A 19,209-nucleotide genomic window follows, 5' to 3' on the forward strand; every position below is an offset into this window, starting at 1 on the left:
TTTCACACCGACCCTCCGGGCGCTTCGTTCTTTCGTGTTTCCAGCTTATCAGACGATTTCCGCCCCGTTTCCCGGAGTTTCATTCAGCCGACTTCGCTTTCCACTTGCCACCGCTCTCTCGCGGCGACTCCGGAACTGTACGGGGACGGGACCGCCACATGCAAATCGTCCCGCCCCGCTGACGCGGGACGGGACGATCGGCGGTCGAACGCGCGTCAGACGCGGCCCATCTCCTCGGCGATGGCCGCCGCGAAGGCGTCGATGTCGGCCTCCGTGGTGTCGAAGGAACACATCCAGCGGACCTCGCCGGTGTGCTCGTTCCAGAAGTAGAAGCGGTAGCGCTTCTGCAGCCACTCGCTCACCTCGCGCGGGAGGATCGCGAACACCGCGTTCGCCTGGACCGGGCGGACCACGGTCACGCCGTCGATCCCGCGGACCGCGGCCTCCAGCCGGGCGGCCATGGCATTGGCGTGGCCGGCGTTGCGGAGGTAGAGGTCACCGGTGAGCAGGGCCTCGAACTGGACCGAGACGAAGCGCATCTTCGACGCGAGCTGCATCGAGGTCTTGCGCAGGAACTTGATGTTCCGGACCTTCTCGGGGTTGAGCACGACCACGCACTCGCCGAACAGCAGGCCGTTCTTGGTGCCGCCGAAGGACAGCACGTCGACGCCGACGTCCGTGGTGAAGGCGCGCAGCGGGACGCCGAGCGAGGCGGCGGCGTTCGCCAGGCGGGAGCCGTCCACGTGGACCAGCATGCCGAGCTGGTGCGCGTGCTCGACGATCGCCCGGATCTCCTCCACGGTGTAGAGGGTGCCGAGCTCGGTGCTCTGGGTGATCGAGACCGCGAGCGGCTGCGCGCGGTGCTCGTCACCGAAGCCCCAGGCCTGCTGGTCGATGAGCTCGGGGGTGAGCTTGCCGTCGGGGGTGGGGACGGTGAGCAGCTTGATGCCGCCCATCTTCTCCGGCGCGCCGCCCTCGTCCACGTTGATGTGGGCGCTCTCCGCGGCGACCACCGCGCCCCAGCGCGGCAGCAGCGCCTGGAGGGCGACGACGTTGGCACCGGTCCCGTTGAAGACGGGGTACGCCTCGGCCTTCTCGCCGAAGTGGCGGCGGAAGACGTCCTGGAGGTGGGCGGTGTAGTCGTCCTCCCCGTAGGCGACCTGGTGGCCGCCGTTGGCGAGGGCTATCGCGGCGAGGACCTCGGGGTGCACGCCGGCGTAGTTGTCGCTGGCGAAGCCGCGGACGGCGGGGTCGTGCCGCCGTTCCGCGTCCGTGTGCCCGGAGAGGGCCGCGGGGTCGGAGAAGTCGATCATGGGGCTGTCAGCCACAGGTGCTGTCCGTTCAGTTCTTCTGCGGGGCGGTCCCAGAGGCCCGCCAGGTGGGCGGCGAGGTCGGCGGTGTCGGTGAAGCCGGCGAACTTCGCCTCCGGCTTCTCGGCCCGCATCTCGGGACTGACCAACGCCTTGATCACCAGGATGGCAGCCGCGGCGGTGGGCTTGCCGTCCTCGGCGGTGGTCTCCTTGCGGAAGGAGTCCGCCATGGCGAGCGTCCAGGCCTCGGTGGCGGCCTTGGCGGCGGCGTAGGCGGCGCCGCCCGCGGTGGGCTTGTGCGCGGCGGCGGCGGAGATCATCGCGTACCGGCCGGACTCGCTGCGGACCAGGGCGGGCTGGAACGCCAGCGAGGTGTGCTGGAGGGTGCGCACGACGGTGTCGTGCAGGAAGTCCCAGTCGTCTATCCGGCTGTCGAAGAAGGTCTTGCTGCCGCGCCAGCCGCCGACGAGGTGGAAGACGCCGTCGACGTGGCCGTGCTCGGCCTCCAGGTGGTCGGCCCAGTCGTGGACCTCCTGCGGGTCGAGCAGGTCGATGACCTGGCCGCTGACGCGCGCTCCGCGCACGGCGATCCGGACCGCGTCGAGCGCGGCCTCCAGGCGCTGGGCGTCGATGTCGGCGCCGATGACGGTGGCGCCGTCGGAGGCGAGGCGGCGCAGCACGGCCTGGCCGGCCGGGCCGCTGGCTCCGGCGACGGCGATGACCTTGCCGGTCAGCGGCCCGTCGGGTGCGGTGGATGCGGTGGTCACGCGGCGACTCCCTGCAGGCCGGCGCCGGTGATGCCGGCGGTGGAGGCGATGACGCCGCCGAGCTTCTTCGAGAGGGCCTCGTAGAACATGCTCAGCGGGAACTCGTCGGGGAGCACAGCGTCGCACAGGGCCTTGTTGAGCGCCTTGCCGTCGGCGATGTCGAACGGCAGCGCGTCGGTGCCCTTCGCCCAGGTGGAGGCGGGGTGCGGGGTGAGGTAGCGGGAGACCAGCTCGTAGGCGGCGATCCAGTGGGCCGGCTTGGGGCGGTCGATGCCGTCGCGGTAGAGGGTCTCGATCTCGGCGCAGAGCGCGTTGGTGACCTGCGGGGCGCGCTCCCAGTCGATGCTGAGGCGGTTGTCGCGCCAGCGCAGCGCGTCGTGCTTGTGCAGGTAGGCGAAGAGCAGCTGGCCGCCCATGCCGTCGTAGTTGCGGACGCGGTCGCCGCTGACCGGGAAGCGGAAGAGGCGGTCGAAGAGGATCGCGTACTGGACGTCGCGGGCGTGCTCGTTGCCCTCGGTCTCCAGCTTCACCGCCTCCTTGAAGGTGGTGAGGTCGCAGCGGAGCTCCTCCAGGCCGTACATCCAGAACGGGCTGCGCTGCTTGATCATGAAGGGGTCGAACGGCAGGTCGCCGTGGCTGTGGGTCCGGTCGTGGATGAGGTCCCAGAGCACGAAGGTCTGCTGCGAGCGCTCCTGGTCCTCCAGCAGGCTCTGCGCGTCGGCGGGGATCTCCAGGTCGAGCAGCTCGACGGCGTTGGTGGAGACCACGCGGAAGCGGGCGGCCTCGCGGTCGCAGAAGATGCCGCCCCAGGTGAACCGCTCCGGCGCCTTGCGCACGGCCACGGTCTCCGGGAAGAGGACGGCGGAGTTGGTGTCGTAGCCGGCCGTGAAGTCGGTGAAGGTGATCGGTACGAACATCGGGTTGTCGAAGCGGGTCCGCTCCAGCTCGGCCAGCCACTCGGGCCAGACGACGTTCAGCAGGACGGCTTCGAGGTTGCGGTTCGGGTTGCCGTTCTGCGTGTACATCGGGAAGACGACCAGGTGCTGGAGGCCGTCCTCGCGCTGGTCGGCGGGCTGGAAGGCGAGCAGCGAGTCCAGGAAGTCGGGCTCCCGGTAGCCGGTGTCGGCCCACTTGGCGAGGTCCGTGTCGACGGCGGCCAGGTAGGCGGCGTCGTGCGGGAAGAGCGGGGCCAGCTCGGCGACGGCGGCGCGCACGGTCGCGACCAGCGGGTCGACGGTCTGGCGCTGCACGGCGGACAGGTCGATGGAGCCGTCCTTGGACTGCAGGGGCCGCAGGGTCTCCACGGCGTCCTTCAGGCGCAGCCAGGCCGGGTGCTCGGCGAGGTTCTGGGCCGGGGCGTCGGCCGCCACGGCGAGCCTTGGCGAAAGATTCTGCATCGGGGACTCACTTCGACAGGAGGGTTTTCGACGGGACCACCATAAGTACGAAAGGTTCTCCTGTTCAAGGGGGGTCTCGACGGCGGATCTGCGGTGACCTGGGGTGGAAGGCGCGTAACGGGCGCGTGAACAGCCTCGGGGATCTTCCGGACGGTGCGGGACGAAGCCTCCCAAGGCGACCATGCCGCGCGTGTCCGGGGCCCGCCACCGGGGGAGGTCCCACCCGACCGGTCCGCCTCTTCGTGTCCAGGAGCAGCACCATGCACCTCCCCCGCACATCCGCCGTCGCCGTCCTGCTCGCCGGTGCGCTGCTGGCCGCGGTCACCGGCTGTGCCGCCCGGGAGCCGGCGTCCGGCTCCGGTGCCGGCTCCGGTGCCGCGGCCTCCGGCGGCTCCGCCGACTGCGCGGCGGGCGCGCTGCCGACCCGGACGGCCGGGACGCTCACCCTCGGCACCGACAAGCCCGCCTACGAGCCGTGGTTCTCGGACGACCGGCCGGAGAACGGCAAGGGCTTCGAGTCGGCGGTGGCGTACGCGGTCGCCGCGAAGCTGGGCTATCCCCGGGAGAAGGTGTCCTGGGTGGTCGCGCCGTTCGGCAAGGCGACCTCGCCCGGCCCGAAGGACTTCGACTTCGACGTCAACCAGGTGTCGATCAGCGCCGAACGCCGTCAGGCGGTGGACTTCTCCTCCGGCTACTACGACGTCCGGCAGGCGGTGATCGCGCTGAAGGGGTCCAAGGCCGCGTCCGCCCGGAGCCTGGCCGACCTCAGGGGGGTCAAGCTGGGCGCGCAGATCGGCACCACCAGTCTGGAGGCGATCACCGACAGCATCCGGCCGTCCGCGCAGCCGGCCGTCTTCGACTCCAACGACCTCGCGAAGGCCGCGCTGAGGAACGGTCAGGTCGAGGCGCTGGTGGTGGACCTGCCGACGGCGTTCTACATCACCGGCGCCGAGGTGACCGAGGCCCAGGTGGTCGGTCAGCTGGCGGGCGCGGGCGGCGGGGGCGAGCAGTTCGGGCTGGTGCTGGACAAGGGCTCCCGGCTGACCGGCTGCGTCTCGGCCGCGGTGGACGCGCTGCGGGCGGACGGCACCCTCGCGCGGTTGGAGAAGGAGTGGCTCTCCGACGCCGTCTCGGCCCCCGTCCTGCCGTGAGCTCCGAGAACATGAGCGCCGAGGACGTGGGCACCAAGGACACGGGCACCTCCGTACGAGGGGACGCCGCCCCGGCGGGTTACCGGCCCTCGGCGCGCCGGCTGGCCCACGAGGCGTTCCGGCGCCGCCGGGCCCGCCGCTCGGCCCTGATCGCCACCGCCTCGACCCTGGTGACGGTCGTCGCGCTGGTGGCGCTGCTGGTCGGCTCGCCGGGCTGGCCGGCGGTGCGGCGGTCGTTCCTCAGCGCCGAGTACGCCCGGCAGGCCCTGCCCGAGGTGCTCAAGGGCCTGCGGATCAACCTGGAGCTGATGGCCGTCTGCGGGGTGCTGATCCTCGTCCTCGGTCTGCTGCTCGCGGTACTGCGGACGCTGCGCGGGCCGGTCTTCCTGCCGGTGCGGCTGCTGGCCACGGCGTACGTGGACTTCTTCCTCGGCCTGCCGATGATCATCTGTCTGCTGGTCATGATCACCGGCGTGCCGGCGCTGCGGCTGACCGGCGTCACCACCGACCCGCTGTGGCTGGGCGGCGCGGCCCTGGTGCTGACGTACGCGGCGTACGTGTCCGAGGTGTTCCGGGCCGGGATCGAGTCGGTGCACCCGAGCCAGCTGGCCGCCGCCCGCTCGCTGGGCCTGTCCCACGCGCAGGCCATGCGGTTCGTGGTGCTGCCCCAGGCGGTGCGGCGGGTGGTGCCGCCGCTGCTCAACAACCTGGTCAGCCTCCAGAAGGACACCGGGCTGGTGTCGATCGGCGGGGTGATCGACGCGGTCTACGCGGCGAAGATCATCAACGGCCGGTCGTTCAACTCCACCCCGTACCTGGTGGCGGCGCTCGTCTTCGTCGTGCTGACGATCCCGCTGACCCGGTTCACCGGCTGGCTGACCGCGCGGATGAACCGCCGGCAGTACGAGGGGAGCATGCCGTGACGGATCCGGTGCCCGACGGCGGGCCGGTGCTGCGGCTGGAGGCCGTGCGCAAGACCTTCGGCGACGGCCAGGTGGTGCTCCGCGACGTCGGGCTGAGCGTCCCGGAGCACTCGGTGACGGCGCTGATCGGCGCGTCCGGCTCCGGCAAGTCGACGCTGCTGCGGTGCGTCAACCTGCTGGAGCCGATCGACGACGGCGCGGTCTTCCTGGACGGCGCCGAGATCACCGACCCGCGGGTGGACGAGGACGCCGTGCGGCGGCGGATCGGGGTGGTGTTCCAGGCGTACAACCTTTTCCCGCACCTGACCGTGCTGGAGAACGTGACGCTCGCCCCGCGCCGGGTGCACGGCGTGCCGCGCGCCGAGGCGGAGGAGCGGGCGCTGGAGCTGCTGGACCGGCTCGGGCTGGCGGCCAAGGCGGGCGCGTACCCGGACCGGCTCTCCGGCGGGCAGCAGCAACGGGTGGCGATCGTCCGGGCGTTGGCCACCGGGCCGCGACTGCTGCTGCTCGACGAGATCACCGCGGCGCTCGACCCGGAGCTGGTCGGCGAGGTGCTGGCGGTGGTCCGCGATCTGAAGGAGCGGGGCATGACGATGCTGCTCGCCACGCACGAGATGGGTTTCGCGCGCGAGGTGGCCGACCAGGTCTGCTTCCTGGACGGCGGGGTGGTGCTCGAACAGGGGCCGCCGGAGCGGGTGTTCGGGGCTCCGACCGAGGAGCGGACGCGGCGGTTCCTGAGCCGGGTGGTCGCCTCGGGCCGGCTCGCCCGCTGACCGGACCCCCGGGCCGCCCGGCGCCCGTCGGCGGGTCGCACCACGGCGGGCACCACCGTGCGCCCCCGCGCACGCCCTGCTGCGCACGGCGCCGAGCGGTGATCGTGGACGGTACGCCCGTCCGCGCCGTCCGGGAGGCCGCCGTTGCACGGTCCAGACCTGGTCAGCTGGCTGCTGGCCGCCCTCACCGCAGCCTCCGGCGGCTACTGCCTCTCCCGGCTGCGCCGTGCGCCGTGCGCACCCGCGGCGGTCCCGGCCTCGCCCGGCGCCGGGCACAGCAGGGCGCACGCCCATCAGTCGGAACACGAGTCGGGCCATGCGTCGGGCCATGCATCGGGCCACGAGTCGGACCTCGCCGAGGGGCTGATGGGCTGCGGCATGGCGGCCATGGCGGTCGCCGGGACGGCCGTGCCCGGCGAGGTCTGGGCCTGGGTGTACGGTCCGCCCGCCGTACTCCTGCTGCTCGCGGCCGTCCGCCGGCCGGACCGGCGGGCACACCGGCTGCACCACGCGGTCGGGGCGCTGGCGATGACCTACATGGCCCTGGCGATGACGGCCGGGCCCGGGCACGCCGGGCACCACGCGGCGGCCGGCTGGCCGGCGCTGACCGGCGCCCTGCTCGCCTACTTCGGCGGGTACGCGCTCTGGTCCGGCAGCCGGCTGCTGAGCGGCTCCGGCGGCACGGTGGCGGCGGTCTCGACCGGACTGCCCCGGGCCTGCCGGCTCGCGATGGGCATCGGCATGTTCGCGATGCTCCTGACCATGTGACGACCGCCCGGCGGCGGCGCCGGCGGGTGTCGTGGCGTTGGTCACTGGGTGGCCGAAAGCCGTGCCACCCGGCCCCGGCAGCGCATAGGTTGACGGGAAGCGCAATGTCGCGCTCCGTGCGTCCCCGGGGAGCCCATGCCATGACGGCCCTGCTCGGTCTGCTGCTGCTCGGACTGCTGCTCGCGACCGTCGCGCCCCGGCTGCTGACCCGGGCGCGCTGGGTGGAGCGGGAACCGGTCGTGGCGCTGCTGGTCTGGCAGTGCCTGGTGGTGGCGGTGGTGCTGTGCTGCGCGCTGGGCCTGGTGCTCGCCACGATGGCCGCCCTGCCCGCCCTGCGCGCGGTGCTCTTCTCCTGCGCGCCGACCGGTGTCGAGGCCGCGTACGGGCTGCACAACGCCGAGGGCTGGGGCCGGCTCTGCGCGGCGGTGCTGGCGGCGGGCGGGCTGCAGACGGTGGTCGCGCTGACCCGCGAGGTGCGGACGGCGAAGGCGCTGCGCGCCCGTCGGCACGCCCGACTCGCCGAGCTGTCACCGCCGTTGCCGGAGTCGATCGAGCCGGCCTCGGGCGCGGGCGCCCGGCCGCGCCGGGAGCGGCTGGTGGTGCTGGAGGACGTCCGCCCGGAGGCGTGGTCACTGCCGGGGCACGACTCCCGGCTGGTGGTCACCACCGGGGCGCTCCGGCAGCTGACCGACCGGGAGTTGGCGGCGGTGCTCAGCCACGAGCGCGGTCACGTCCGGGCCCGGCACCACTGGCTGGCGCAGGGCGCGCAGGCGCTCGCCTCCGGGTTCCCCGGAGTCGGGGTGTTCAGCGCCTTCCGGGACCAGGTGGGCGAGTTGGTGGAGCTGGCGGCGGACGACCGGGCGGCGCGCCGGCACGGACGGCACACCACGGCCCTGGCGCTGGCCGAGATCAACCTGGGGCGCGGGGTGTTCGGCGGCTGCCCGCCCGGTCAGGCACAGTCCCCGAAGCGGGTGGACCGGCTGCTGGCGGGGCGGCCGCGGCTCTCCGTACCGCACCGGCTGCAGCTGACCCTGGCCGCCCTGGCGGCGCCCGCCGCGGTCGTCCTGCTGGCCGCCGCACCGGGCCTGCTCGCCCTGCACTGAGCCGGTCGCGCGGCCATCACCCCCTCCGCGCGGGAGGATTGACGACACGTCAGCTGTCGGCCGGCGGGCAGGTGTCCACCGGGTCGTCGGCCAGGGTGAGCGAGAGCACCTCGCGGTGCAGCCCCCGGGCCTCGGCGTAGCGCCGGCGGCCCTCCTCGGTGAGCGCGACCTTGATGCCGCGCCGGTCGGCGGTGCACATCGCGCGGGTGACCAGGCCGGCCTTCTCCAGCCGGCCGATCAGCCGGGAGAGCGCGCTCTGGCTGAGGTGCACGGTGTGCGCGAGCTCCTGCACCCGCAGGCCCTTGTCGCCGCTCTCGCAGCCCTCGACGAGGCGTTCCAGCACCTCGAACTCGCTCATGCCGAGACCGTGCTTCTCGCCGAGCTCACGGTCGAGCAGGCAGGCGGTCTGGGCGTGCCGGGCGAGCAGGTCGCGCCATTGGGCGACCAGGCCGGCCTCCGCCGGGGAGTCGAGTTCAGCCACGCCGCCACGCTATCACAGCGTCCACAACTTATGCGTTAACATCATATTCACTTGCATTGAATGCACGTGCATGTAGTCTCTTGCGTCATGACCACAGCGACCACCACGACTCCCGACGATTCGTCACATGCCGGTGACCACTGGACTCCCCGGCTCTGGGGCACCCTGATCGTGCTCTGCGCCGCGCTCTTCCTGGACGCCCTGGACATCTCGATGGTGGGCATCGCCCTGCCGTCGATCGGCTCCGAACTCCACCTCTCCACCTCCACCCTCCAGTGGGTGGTCTCCGGCTACGTGCTCGGCTACGGCGGCCTGCTGCTGCTCGGCGGCCGCACCGCCGACCTGCTCGGCCGCCGCCGGGTCTTCCTGACCGCGCTCGGCGTGTTCGCCGCCGCCTCCCTGCTCGGCGGCCTGGTCGACGACGGCGGCCTGCTGATCGCCGCCCGCTTCCTCAAGGGCGTCGCGGCCGCCTTCACCGCGCCGGCCGGACTGTCGATCATCACCACGACGTTCCCCGAGGGCCCGGCCCGCAACCGGGCGCTGTCGATCTACACCACCTGCGGCGCCAGCGGCTTCTCGCTCGGCCTGGTGCTCAGCGGCCTGCTCACCGCGGTCGGCTGGCGCTGGACCTTCCTGATGCCCGTCCCGATCGCGCTGCTCGCCCTGATCTTCGCCGCCCGACTGCTCCCCCGCCAGGTCGAGGAGAAGGCCGCCGGCCGCTACGACGTGCTCGGCGCGATCACCGGCACGTCCGCCGTCCTGCTGCTGGTCTTCACCGCGACCGAGGCGCAGGGCGCGGGCTGGCTCAGCCTGCGCACCCTCGGCTCGCTGGCCGCCGTGGTGCTGCTCGTCGCGGCCTTCCTGGTGATCGAGAGCCGTACCGCGCACCCGCTGGTGCGCCTCGGCATCTTCCGCAACGGCTCGGTCGCCCGGGCCAACGTGATCGCCTTCGCGATGGCCGGCGCGTACGGCGGCTTCCAGTTCGTCGTCACGCTCTACCTCCAGGACCTGCTCGGCTGGTCGGCCCTGGCAATGGCGCTCGGACTGCTCCCGGCCGGCGCGATGATCGCCCTCTCGGCGCCGTTCATGGGCCCGGTGGTGGACCGCTTCGGCACCGGCCGACTGCTGCCGATCGGCCTGCTCGCCCTGGTCGGCGCGTTCGCGCTGTTCCTGCGGCTGGACGCGCACAGCTCGTACCCGGCGCTGGTGCTCCCCTCGATCGTGCTGCTCGGCGTCGGCTTCGCGCTCGCCTTCCCCTCGGTGAACATCGCGGCCACCGACGGGGTCGCCGACGAGGAGCAGGGCCTCGCCTCCGGTCTGGTGAACACCGCGATCCAGGTGGGCACCGCGGTCGTCCTGGCCGGCGCGACCGCGATCATCACCGCCGGCAGCGGCGGCGGCACCGGCGCCGAGGCCCAGCTGGACGGCTACCGGCCGGCGCTGCTGTTCGTCACCGGGGTCGCGCTGCTCGGCCTGGTGATCGCCGTCGCGGGCGCCGCGCTCGACCGGCGGAAGAAGGCAACTCCCCTGCCGGTACCGGACTATGATTATCCGTCAGGAGGCCGGGAGGACCTGGCCGAGCGACGCGACGGGATCCTCAGCAAGAACTGAGCGACGGCAGGGGTTCCACGACGGCAGAGGTTCCACGACGCCCGGATCCACCCCAGGTCCTCGCCGTCGGGCAAGGCGCCGGCTCTACCAAACCCCCGTGTTGGTAGGGCCGGCGCCTCTCCGTACGAGCCGAACCTGACCGCCCGGCCGAATGCCGGACGCCACGGTTCGGTCGCCGGCCCGGCCAGTATATTGGCCGCCAGCCAACGAATGTACGGAGCAGACACGATGGCACCTCGCGGGGATTCGGTCAATGAGGAGATGCGCCAGCGGTCCCGGCGGCGCATCATGCGGGCCACCGTCGAGCTCGTCGACCAGCGCGGATACGCCGGCACCACGCTGACCGACATCGCCGAGCGGGCCGGGCTCGCGCGCGGCCTGCTCTCCTACTACTTCGACGGCAAACGGCTGCTGATGCAGTCGGCCACCCACCGGATGATGCACCAGGCGCTCTCCACCGCCCTCGACGAGCTGACGCCCGACGCGGGCCCGGAGGCCCGGCTGGCCCGGGCCATCGACGCGGTGCTGAGCCTGGCCATGGAGCACCCGCGGGTGATGCGCTCCCATCTCGCGCTGATCCTCGACCCGGACAGCGGCGCCTTCGTCCAGGACCCGGAGCAGCAGCAACTCGGCGCGATCCTCCAGGGATTACTGCTCGACTGGGGCGCGCCCGACCCGGCGGCCGAGCACGCGGTGCTGCGCAGCGCGCTGATGGGCGGGTGCATAGGCGTGCTGCTGCCCGGGGCGGAGGTCCCGCTGGCGCCGATCCGCGCCGACCTGTTCCGCCGCTACGACCTGCCCTGGCACCTGGGCCTCCCGCCGCAGCCCTTCCCGCCGGAACGGGAGCGGGCGCCGGCCCGCGGCTGAACCGCGGCGGCCGGCGCCCGCTCCCTCCGTCGAACTCCGGGCAGGCGCCCGGACTCGACACCCGGATTCGACGCCCGGGTCAGCGCTCCTTCAGGATCGAGGCCAGCAGGTCGATGGTGCGCTCGGGCGTGAGGCTGTCCACGCAGAGCCGCTCCATGACCTGGATGTAGGCGTCGACGTCGTCGCGCTTGTCGAGGTACAGCGCGCTGGTCAGCTGCTCCAGGTAGACGACGTCCGCGAGGTCCTGCTCGGGAAAGCGCAGGATGGTGAACGCGCCGGACTCACCGGCGTGCGCACCGAAGCGGAACGGCATGACCTGGATGACCACGTTGGACTGCTCGGCGGCGTCGATCAGGTACTGGACCTGGCCGCGCATCACCTGGGGGCCGCCGACCGGACGGCGCAGCGCGGCCTCGTCGATGACCGCCCAGAGCCGCGGGCTGCCGCCCTCGGTGAGCAGCTTCTGACGCCGCATGCGCAGGCTGACCCGGCGCTCGACCTCCTCCTCGCTGATCACCGGCCGACTCTGGCCGAAAACCGCTCTCGCGTACTCCTCGGACTGCAGCAGGCCGGGGACGAACTGGACTTCGTAGGTGCGGATGAGGGCAGCCGCCTCCTCAAGCCCGACATAGGTCTGGAACCAACCCGGCAGGACGTCGTTGAAGCTGTGCCACCAGCCCGACTTGTTGGCCTCGCGGACCAGGCCGAGCAGCGCCTCGCGTTCGAGGCCGTCGTCCACGCCGTAGAGGCTGAGCAGGTCGGCGACGTCGCGTTCCTTGAAGCTGACGCGGCCGAGTTCCATGCGGCTGATCTTGGACTCGGAAGCCCGGATCGCGTAGCCCGCGTCCTCGCGGGTGATGCCGCGCGTCTCTCGGAGCCGGCGCAGCTGGGAGCCGAGGAGGATCCGGCGGACCATCGAGCCGCCGCCCGGCTGAACTGTGGTCATGCGGTCCTAACCTCCACGTAGGGCAAACAGCGCACAGTCTGCCATCAGTTGAGCGCTCACGGTGCCGATACTGACGGATGTTCCTATCAGTTCCGTACTCCGCACACCAGGATGCACGTGCATCCGGCGCTTGCATATGCCATTTGAACGACTGCACGTGAATCGACTCTTGCATCTGCTGTGAGCGCAGAGCACGATGGTGCACGTGCACCTGCACATCCCTGGCAATCCCGCGGGCTCCGCGTCGACCCCACGCGCGATTCCGTGCACCGGCCCGGTAGCGCCCCCGCGCCTCCGGGCCCACGTGCGCGCGCGCCTGAAGGTCGAGAGGCGGTCGCGCGGCCTAGCGAGTCGGAGGTGACCGGCATGACCCCGGCGGGTCCAGCCGTGTCGGCCCCCTTATGGGAGGAGCTCTTCATGAGCACCGGAACGGCTTTGGCAGTCGACCCCCATGTGGTCACGTGTACGCTCGCTCCCCGCTATGAAGCCGTCAGAACCGCGCGCGACTTCGCCAGGACCGCCCTCCACCGCTGGGGGCTGGGCGAGCTCTTCGACGACGTCGCGCTGGTGGCCTCGGAGCTGGTGACCAACGCGCTGCGGCACGCGATCGGCGCATGCCCCAGCACGGTGGGCGACTACGACTTTCCCACGCAACCGACGCCCGAGGGCCGGCTGCCGATCCGAATAAGCCTCGTGCACCGCGCGCCCCAGGTGGTCTGCGCGGTGAGCGACCCCAGCAGCATCGGCCCGGTGGCCCGGGAGGCGGACTTCGTGGCGGAGTCCGGTCGCGGCCTGCACCTGGTCGACTCGTTCAGCCACTCCTGGGGCTGGCACCCGCTGGGCGGCGGCAAGGTCGTCTGGGCGCTGTTCGAGGCGGAGGAGGAGAGCCGACGACCGGCCCCCCTCGCCGAGTTCGGCGGACGGCACCGGCGCTCGGCCTGACCGCGCGTCCGACGACGACTCCGACCGCGGCACACCACACCCCGGCGGGCCTCGTCCCGGTACCGACCATCCACCCCGGCGACGGCGACCGGCGGCCCTCGGGCAGCGGGCACCGGCAGCCTTCCGGCGGTGGCGTCCCCTCCGATCCGCGTGCGGCGGCTCGGTACGGCGGCGGCGACAGCGGCAGAGACCGCGACCGGACGCCGTGGCGGTTGCGGCACCTCCCGGGCGGCACCCCGGGCCGGACCACCCGCAGCCGGACCCGCCAGAAAAAGACAAAGGCCGTCGTGGTGTCAGCACCCACGACGGCCCCCCGATGGTGAAGCCGATGGCCGGTCAGACCGCCAGGTGGTCGAACTCCCCGTCCTTGGCCCCCAGCAGCAGTGCGGCGATCTCGGCCCGGGTGTAGATCAGCGCCGGACCGTCCGGGAAGCGCGAATTGCGCATCGCCACCTCGCCCCCCGGGAGGGCGGCGAACTCGACGCAGTTGCCCTGAGAGTTGCTGTGCAGGCTCTTCTGCCAGACCACGCCCTCGAGGTCCGTAGCGGCCATCCCGTTGTACGGGTCGTACGTGTGATGCGCGTCGTGCATAGAAATCTCCCGAAGAGCTCCGGAGTGGGTCGTTCAGCTCGGCGCCCCGGCCCCCGCCAACGACCGGGCCGGCCCCGTACCGGCCCGGCACAACGCCTCACTTGACGCGATGATAGCTCCAGTGCACGTGCATCAGCACGGGACATTGCAGGTGCACGGGCTCTTCGACACCGAACTGGAACTCTTCGCGAAGAGCCCTCCCGGCGGCACGTAAGCGGACATAGCCGACTGAATCGGCAAGCCGCCGATAACCGCCCGTAGGCGACCCCCCGCTGAATGTTGATCTTCGGACGCCGGGAGTCGCCCTTTCGTGACGCTCCGTCAGGTGAGTCGTATGCTGTGAGACATCTCACGCGCCACCCCGGCAACGGAAGGCCCGTTCCGGCGCATCTGCGTGGGTACCGGGAGAACCGCCGACCGGTGGCCGGTTATGTCCGGTTTTCGGACCGGTGGTCCCCCTCGGTACGGCAGCCGACTGCGGGCCGGGCGGGCCGATGTCCTACGATCTCCGCCATGAGCACCGCAGCCATCCCGGGCGCGCCACTGCCCGTCCGCACTCCAGGCTCCCGTGCGCGGGGGCGCCACCGCCGTCCCGAGCGCCCCGAGATCCCGGCCGGTTCCCCGGCCCTGCTGCTCGCCGTCCCCGCGGCCGCCGGGCCGGAATCCCGGTCCGTGGTCGAGGAGCTGCTGTCCATCGTCCGCAGCGAGCAGAACGGCGTCCTGACCGTCGCCGGCTACCTCGCGGCCGACGGGACCGACGGCGAGCGCACCGTCGCCGAGCTGCTGGCCGAGGCGGCCGAGGCCGGCCTGCCGGCCCCGATCGTGGTGCCGCTGGCGCCCGGCCCGCACGACTTCCTCCCCGAACTGCACGCCCTCGCCGCCGAGTACGGCGCCCCCGTCACCGACGCGCTGGGCCCGCACCCGCTGCTCGCCGAGGCCGTCCACGTCCGCCTCTCCGAGGCCGGTCTGGCCCGGGCCGACCGCGCCCGGCTCTTCGCCATCGCGACCGCCGCCGACGGCGTGGTGCTCACCACCGTCGGCGGGCAGGCCGCGGCCGACGCCGCCGGCATCACCGGCATGCTGCTGGCCGCCCGGCTCGCCGTGCCGGTCGTCCCGGCCGCGCTGGACGTGCCCGGCTCGGTCGCCGAGGCCGTCGCCCACCTCAAGGAGATGGGCGCCCAGAACCCGGCGCTCGCCCCGCTGGTGATCGGCCCCGAGGCGGACGCCGAGCTGCTCGCCACGGCCGCCGAGGAGTCCGGCTGCCCGTCGGCCGCGCCGCTGGGCGCGTACCAGGCGGTGGGCCAGCTGGTCGCCTCCACCTACCTGGCCGCGCTGCCGGCCGTCGACCCCGCGCTCGCCGTCGAGGACGCCGAGGACGCCGGCCCGAGCGGCGGCGGGCGGCACGCCGCCCAGTAACGGACACCTCGCCGGAGGGCCCGGAACGGTCACCCCGTTCCGGGCCCTCTCGGCACTACCGCTCGCCGACCCGCGTGACCGGATCCCGCGGCGCGGCGGCACGGCTACCGCCCGACCCTGGTGGTGGGCGCGGCCGCGTCCTTCAGTCTCAGCGCGGGGACCTGCACCGGCCGGGACTGGCCGGCCAGGGTCGGCACCGGCGCGGCGGCGGCGTTCCACTTCGGCTGCGCGTCGCCCTCCTCGCCCGCCCGGCGGACCTTGAGCACCTCGGTCGACCCGGTCCGGCGCAGCAGGATGTTCTTGGGCGCCCCGGCCTCCGGGTCCAGCCAGAGCTCGTTGCCGCCGAACTCGCAGTCCAGCAGCAGGACGTCGTCCGGCTTGCCGTCGGCCCCGGCCCGGAAGGCGACCCCGGCCCGGCGGTAGCCGGTGAACCGGGTGCGGCTGAAGGTGACGGACTCCCCGGCGAGTTCGTGCCGGGCGGTGGAGACCGCGAAGTCGCTGAGCCCGGCCGCGTCGATCAGCAGCCCGTCGAAGACGCTGCCCTTGTCCCGGCCGAGCGCGTGCAGCGCCACTCCCCCGCCCGCGTTGCCGTACAGCACGCTCGCGGTGTAGTCGAAGTCGTTGAGGTAGGCGCCGTGCTCGATGCCCCAGCCGCCGTTGTGGTAGGCGGCGAACTCGGTGACCACGTGGTGCCGCTGGGCGTTGAGCCAGACGAAGATGCCGTCCTGCAGGTTGTTGTGGGCGAGGCAGCGCTGGAAGGTCCAGACGCCCTCGCTGTTCTCCGGCCACTCGAAGCCGGAGGCGCCGTTGGCGCCCTGCACGCCGACCGCGACGCAGTCCAGGGCCTTGCCCCCGGTGCCCGCGCCGAGGTTGAAGCCGGTCAGCCGGTAGGCGCGGGGGTTGGGTTCGAGCAGGGTACGGGAGGCCACGCAGGACTCGTAGACGATGTCGTCGGAGGGCTGCTGGGGGGTTCGGGTGTCCAGCGGGCCGTCCCACCAGTAGGCGTCCTCCCAGGTCTCGTGGCTGACGCAGCTGCGGAAGGTGATGCCGTGGCTGGCGTGCGGCACGAAGGCGTGGCTGCCGGCGTCGCGGACCACCACGCCCTCGACGACGGTGCCCCGGGTGGCGTCGCCGAGCCGGTGGAAGTGCAGACCGTACCGGCCGAGCACCGGCGCGGTGACCGGTGCGGTGCCGTCCGGGCCCCGCCAGGTCTCCTTGGTGTCGGCGCGCGGGCCGACCCAGCGCAGCGCGGCGTGCCGGACGTCGGCCCGGCGGGAGCTGGTGAGGTGGACGTGGGCGCGGCCCTTGGCGGTGCCCTCGACCCGGACGCTGCGGGTGAGGTTGAGCAGTTCGGCGCCGACGGTGACGCCTCCGCCGGCCGCGACCCGGGGGTGCGGGTGCTTGAGCGGGGTCTCCAGGGTGACGGTGGTTCCGCTGACGGACCGGAGGGTGACGAGGTCGTAGCGGGCGGCGAAGCCGTCCTGGTCGGGCGGGCCGGTCGGGGTGACGGCCAGTTCGTCGCCGGGGAGCCAGCCGGCGGGCGGGGCGGCCAGGTTGACGACGGTGTCGCCGGCCTTGAGGTCGCGGTCGGCGCGGACCCAGGCGGTCTTGGCAGCGCCGTCCAGCCGGAGGTAGCCGGCGCCGGTGACCCAGAGGCCGACGTCGGTGTCGACCACCGTCATGCCGTCGCCCTTGAAGCGTTTCTCGTCGACGCCGGGGAAGCGCAGTGTGTGGGTGTGGTCCCCGTCGGGGGCGAGGGCGAGGGTGCCGCGGATCTCGACGTTGCCGGCGGCGGCGAGGGTGAGGGTGCGGTCGGCGGCGAAGGTGAGGCTGCCGCCCGGCTCCACCAGCAGGGAGCCGACCTCGGCGTCGGTGTCGAGCAGGACCTTGTCGGTGATCCGCACGGCGCTGCGCGGGCCGGGTGGGCCGCCGCCCCAGCCGGCCCGGTCGGACCAGCGGCGGCCGCCCTGGTCGACGGTGGGCGCGGGGGCGGGCTGCTCGGGGGGTCCGGCGCCCGGGGCTCCGGTGCCGCCCGGCGGGGCGGCGCCGTGGCCGCCGCCCGGGCCCATCGGGCCGGCCGCTCCGGCCGGGGGCGTCCCGACCACGGCGGCCGGGGTGACCAGCCGGGTCTCCCCGGTCAGCGAGCGGCGCAGGATCTCCTCGCCGCTGATCGCCGCGAAGGCGGTGCCGACGGCGAGCCAGCGCAGTAATCCGCGACGGCTTACGGGAGTTCGGGGTAGTTCGGGCGGGATGTCCACTCTGCGGTGTTTTGCCCGGCGATGCGCTCCGCGCGGCCGGGCGGCCGGTCGAGCGGCGTCCGGCTCCTCGTCACTGCCCATCGGTGCGTAGCCCTCCCCCCAGACGGCTGCGGCGGCGTCGGCGCGCTGCCGACGTTCTGAAGCATAGGCAGTTGTGTTGACCAGGACGGGCGTTACCGGAAATCGGTCATTTCTGATCATGAAGGACAGCCTCTCAGCACGGTTTTCGTAAACCGTGACGACCGTCACACATGTTTGCGGTTTGAACTCGCCTCTGCTTAACGTGCTCCCGTTCGTGGCCACACGGACCCAGCTCGTTCGCAACGCCGAGTCCTGCCGTCGGGCGTGCTGGCAGTGCAATTTGCACCACGGCAGGAGCGGGGGAACCACAGGTAGTTCGCCCAGGACCGGTCCTCGGACCGGACCCGGGCTAGGGGTGAAGCCGCGTCCACAGCGCGGCCGGGCAACTCCGGCCCGAATCCGACAGCTCACCTCGCAGGCGTGGGAGAGGACCACGTCTTCATGCTGCACACCAACGGCACCCGTCTGTCCGGCCGTACCCGTCGCGCGATCGCCGCCCTCGGCGTCGCGGGCATCGGCCTCACCATCCCCTGCCTCACCGCCGGCACCGCCTCGGCCGCCTCCGTCGCCACCTGGGACAAGGTCGCCCAGTGCGAGAGCACCGGCAACTGGAGCATCAACACCGGCAACGGCTTCTACGGCGGCCTCCAGTTCACCAACTCCACCTGGGCCGCGTTCGGCGGGACGTCGTTCGCCCCGCGCGCCGACCTCGCCACCAAGGACCAGCAGATCGCGATCGCCGAGAAGGTGCTCGCCGTCCAGGGCCCCGGCGCCTGGCCGGTCTGCTCGATCCAGGCCGGTCTGACCAAGGGCGGCACCCCGGCCGCCGTGGACACCACGACCGCCGCCAAGCCCGCCGCCCCGGCCCCGGCCCCGGCTGCCAAGCCGGCCGCCCCGGCCCCGGCCGCCCAGCCCGCCGCCCCCGCCGCCAAGGCCCCCTCCGCCGACGCCGCCCAGCAGCGCTCCGGCGGCCAGGACTGGCAGAAGTGGCGCCAGCAGGACGGCCAGCAGGCCACCGGGGACTACACCGTGGTCGCCGGCGACTGGCTGTCCTCCATCGCCGACAAGAACGGCGTCCAGGGCGGCTGGGAGCGGCTGTACGAGCTCAACCGCGCCACCCTGACCAAGGGCCCGCACACCATCTACCCGGGCCAGCACCTGACCCTGGGCGACCACACCAAGACCCAGGCCTCCGCCACCGACCAGTCCGGCCAGGGCTTCGACTGGTTCAACCGTGCCAAGGGCGCGCAGAACGGCACCGCCACCGCCACCGACGCGTCCGCCGTGACCCAGGACAAGGCCCAGGGCCAGCCGGCCGCCAAGCCCGCCGCGAAGGCCGAGACCCCGGCCCCGGCCGCCGCCACCGGCAGCATGGCCGCAGCCGTCGCCTTCGCCCAGTCGAAGGTCGGCCAGGCCTACGTCTACGGCGGCACCGGCAACGGCGGCTGGGACTGCTCCGGCCTGACCCAGGCCGCGCTGCGCGCCGCGGGCATCTCCGTCCCGCGCGTCGCCGCCGACCAGGCCGCCGCGTCCACCCACGTCTCGCTGGACGCCCTCAAGGCCGGCGACCTGCTGTTCTGGTCCAACAACGGCCAGGACTCCGGCGTCTACCACGTCGCGCTCTACACCGGCGACGGCAAGTACATCGAGGCCGCCAACCCGAGCGTGGGCGTGCGGGTCCAGACCGTCGCCAACTTCGCGCCGGACTTCGCCGGCCGGGTCTGACCGGTCTGACCGGTCCGACCGGCGCACCGCCGGTAGGACCGCACCACCGCCAGGCCCGTGCCCCCGGGGAGCAGTCGCTCGCTACCCGGGGGCCGCGGC

17 protein-coding genes and 1 riboswitch are annotated in these 19,209 nt (G+C 72.9%); of the genes, 10 read left to right on the forward strand and 7 right to left on the reverse strand.

The window, feature by feature from the left end:
* Positions 1-215: 215 nt before the first annotated feature.
* The 3 genes from ACFP3U_RS26105 to ACFP3U_RS26115 are packed head-to-tail and all read right to left on the reverse strand — an operon-like array spanning position 216 to position 3,474.
* Positions 216-1,313 carry a threonine aldolase family protein gene (locus tag ACFP3U_RS26105; RefSeq protein WP_380228169.1) on the reverse strand — a complete coding sequence of 366 codons (1,098 nt, stop codon included), beginning with the start codon at positions 1,311-1,313 and terminating at the stop codon, positions 216-218.
* Positions 1,310-2,077, reverse strand: coding sequence for an SDR family NAD(P)-dependent oxidoreductase (locus ACFP3U_RS26110; RefSeq protein ID WP_380228106.1), 768 nt, complete (start codon positions 2,075-2,077; stop codon positions 1,310-1,312). Before ACFP3U_RS26110 ends, ACFP3U_RS26105 begins: the two co-directional genes overlap by 4 nt.
* Entirely contained in the window at positions 2,074-3,474 is a 1,401-nt protein-coding gene (locus tag ACFP3U_RS26115; protein ID WP_380228108.1) for a DUF6421 family protein, read from the reverse strand. Before ACFP3U_RS26115 ends, ACFP3U_RS26110 begins: the two co-directional genes overlap by 4 nt.
* A 260-nt stretch (positions 3,475-3,734) precedes the next feature.
* Here ACFP3U_RS26115 and ACFP3U_RS26120 point away from each other — a divergent pair, with 260 nt between their 5' ends.
* From ACFP3U_RS26120 to ACFP3U_RS26140, 5 genes are all read left to right on the forward strand, one after another.
* Positions 3,735-4,625, forward strand: a complete 891-nt coding sequence (locus tag ACFP3U_RS26120; RefSeq protein WP_380228110.1) for an ABC transporter substrate-binding protein — start codon at positions 3,735-3,737, stop codon at positions 4,623-4,625.
* 11 nt (positions 4,626-4,636) lie between these two features.
* A complete protein-coding gene (locus ACFP3U_RS26125; protein WP_380228170.1) occupies positions 4,637-5,548 on the forward strand; it encodes an amino acid ABC transporter permease in 912 nt (303 codons plus the stop codon).
* Complete coding sequence (locus ACFP3U_RS26130; protein WP_380228111.1) at positions 5,545-6,321, forward strand: amino acid ABC transporter ATP-binding protein; 777 nt, start codon at positions 5,545-5,547, stop codon at positions 6,319-6,321. The genes ACFP3U_RS26125 and ACFP3U_RS26130 overlap by 4 nt, the downstream gene beginning before the upstream one ends.
* Positions 6,322-6,465: 144 nt before the next feature.
* Complete coding sequence (locus ACFP3U_RS26135; protein ID WP_380228112.1) at positions 6,466-7,089, forward strand: DUF5134 domain-containing protein; 624 nt, start codon at positions 6,466-6,468, stop codon at positions 7,087-7,089.
* 140 nt (positions 7,090-7,229) lie between these two features.
* Positions 7,230-8,192 (forward strand): M56 family metallopeptidase, encoded by a 963-nt coding sequence (locus ACFP3U_RS26140; RefSeq protein ID WP_380228113.1) that lies wholly within the window; start codon positions 7,230-7,232, stop codon positions 8,190-8,192.
* A 49-nt stretch (positions 8,193-8,241) separates the two neighbouring features.
* On the opposite strand, the gene ACFP3U_RS26145 is transcribed toward ACFP3U_RS26140, so the two are convergent.
* Positions 8,242-8,673 (reverse strand): MarR family winged helix-turn-helix transcriptional regulator, encoded by a 432-nt coding sequence (locus ACFP3U_RS26145; protein WP_380228114.1) that lies wholly within the window; start codon positions 8,671-8,673, stop codon positions 8,242-8,244.
* Positions 8,674-8,760: 87 nt separating this feature from the next.
* On the opposite strand from ACFP3U_RS26145, the gene ACFP3U_RS26150 reads away from it, so the two are divergent.
* The gene (locus ACFP3U_RS26150; RefSeq protein ID WP_380228115.1) at positions 8,761-10,284 is read left to right on the forward strand and encodes an MFS transporter; all 1,524 of its coding nucleotides are present in this window, start codon (positions 8,761-8,763) and stop codon (positions 10,282-10,284) included.
* A 261-nt stretch (positions 10,285-10,545) separates the two neighbouring features.
* Entirely contained in the window at positions 10,546-11,151 is a 606-nt protein-coding gene (locus tag ACFP3U_RS26155; protein WP_380228116.1) for a TetR/AcrR family transcriptional regulator, read from the forward strand.
* A 79-nt stretch (positions 11,152-11,230) separates the two neighbouring features.
* Here ACFP3U_RS26155 and ACFP3U_RS26160 read toward each other — a convergent pair whose 3' ends face one another.
* A complete protein-coding gene (locus ACFP3U_RS26160; protein WP_380228117.1) occupies positions 11,231-12,097 on the reverse strand; it encodes a helix-turn-helix domain-containing protein in 867 nt (288 codons plus the stop codon).
* Between the two features lie 417 nt (positions 12,098-12,514).
* Here ACFP3U_RS26160 and ACFP3U_RS26165 point away from each other — a divergent pair, with 417 nt between their 5' ends.
* On the forward strand, positions 12,515-13,039 hold the full coding sequence (locus ACFP3U_RS26165) for an ATP-binding protein (protein ID WP_380228118.1): 525 nt from the start codon (positions 12,515-12,517) through the stop codon (positions 13,037-13,039).
* 336 nt (positions 13,040-13,375) lie between these two features.
* Here the strand turns inward: ACFP3U_RS26165 and ACFP3U_RS26170 are convergent, their stop codons facing one another.
* Positions 13,376-13,630, reverse strand: a complete 255-nt coding sequence (locus ACFP3U_RS26170) for a DUF397 domain-containing protein (RefSeq protein WP_380228119.1) — start codon at positions 13,628-13,630, stop codon at positions 13,376-13,378.
* A 513-nt stretch (positions 13,631-14,143) separates the two neighbouring features.
* On the opposite strand from ACFP3U_RS26170, the gene ACFP3U_RS26175 reads away from it, so the two are divergent.
* Positions 14,144-15,046 carry a sirohydrochlorin chelatase family protein gene (locus ACFP3U_RS26175; protein ID WP_380228120.1) on the forward strand — a complete coding sequence of 301 codons (903 nt, stop codon included), beginning with the start codon at positions 14,144-14,146 and terminating at the stop codon, positions 15,044-15,046.
* A gap of 104 nt (positions 15,047-15,150) precedes the next feature.
* Here the strand turns inward: ACFP3U_RS26175 and ACFP3U_RS26180 are convergent, their stop codons facing one another.
* Positions 15,151-17,304 (reverse strand): hypothetical protein, encoded by a 2,154-nt coding sequence (locus tag ACFP3U_RS26180; protein ID WP_380228121.1) that lies wholly within the window; start codon positions 17,302-17,304, stop codon positions 15,151-15,153.
* A gap of 354 nt (positions 17,305-17,658) precedes the next feature.
* A riboswitch (cyclic di-AMP (ydaO/yuaA leader) is annotated at positions 17,659-17,819 on the forward strand.
* Here ACFP3U_RS26180 and ACFP3U_RS26185 point away from each other — a divergent pair.
* Positions 17,806-19,110, forward strand: a complete 1,305-nt coding sequence (locus tag ACFP3U_RS26185) for a transglycosylase family protein (protein WP_380228122.1) — start codon at positions 17,806-17,808, stop codon at positions 19,108-19,110. It overlaps the preceding riboswitch by 14 nt.
* The last annotated feature ends 99 nt before the right edge of the window (positions 19,111-19,209 follow it).

This window comes from Kitasatospora misakiensis, assembly GCF_042656005.1.
In the GTDB taxonomy this organism is placed as follows: domain Bacteria; phylum Actinomycetota; class Actinomycetes; order Streptomycetales; family Streptomycetaceae; genus Kitasatospora; species Kitasatospora misakiensis.

What these genes read in the sequence shown, in the direction of transcription:
- ACFP3U_RS26105 (WP_380228169.1), bottom strand. Translation starts at nt 1,313, where the DNA reads ATGATCGACTTCTCCGACCCCGCGGCCCTCTCCGGGCACACGGACGCG.
- ACFP3U_RS26115 (WP_380228108.1), bottom strand. Translation starts at nt 3,474, where the DNA reads ATGCAGAATCTTTCGCCAAGGCTCGCCGTGGCGGCCGACGCCCCGGCC.
- ACFP3U_RS26120 (WP_380228110.1), top strand. Translation starts at nt 3,735, where the DNA reads ATGCACCTCCCCCGCACATCCGCCGTCGCCGTCCTGCTCGCCGGTGCG.
- ACFP3U_RS26125 (WP_380228170.1), top strand. Translation starts at nt 4,637, where the DNA reads ATGAGCGCCGAGGACGTGGGCACCAAGGACACGGGCACCTCCGTACGA.
- ACFP3U_RS26140 (WP_380228113.1), top strand. Translation starts at nt 7,230, where the DNA reads ATGACGGCCCTGCTCGGTCTGCTGCTGCTCGGACTGCTGCTCGCGACC.
- ACFP3U_RS26150 (WP_380228115.1), top strand. Translation starts at nt 8,761, where the DNA reads ATGACCACAGCGACCACCACGACTCCCGACGATTCGTCACATGCCGGT.
- ACFP3U_RS26155 (WP_380228116.1), top strand. Translation starts at nt 10,546, where the DNA reads ATGCGCCAGCGGTCCCGGCGGCGCATCATGCGGGCCACCGTCGAGCTC.
- ACFP3U_RS26160 (WP_380228117.1), bottom strand. Translation starts at nt 12,097, where the DNA reads ATGACCACAGTTCAGCCGGGCGGCGGCTCGATGGTCCGCCGGATCCTC.
- ACFP3U_RS26165 (WP_380228118.1), top strand. Translation starts at nt 12,515, where the DNA reads ATGAGCACCGGAACGGCTTTGGCAGTCGACCCCCATGTGGTCACGTGT.
- ACFP3U_RS26170 (WP_380228119.1), bottom strand. Translation starts at nt 13,630, where the DNA reads ATGCACGACGCGCATCACACGTACGACCCGTACAACGGGATGGCCGCT.
- ACFP3U_RS26175 (WP_380228120.1), top strand. Translation starts at nt 14,144, where the DNA reads ATGAGCACCGCAGCCATCCCGGGCGCGCCACTGCCCGTCCGCACTCCA.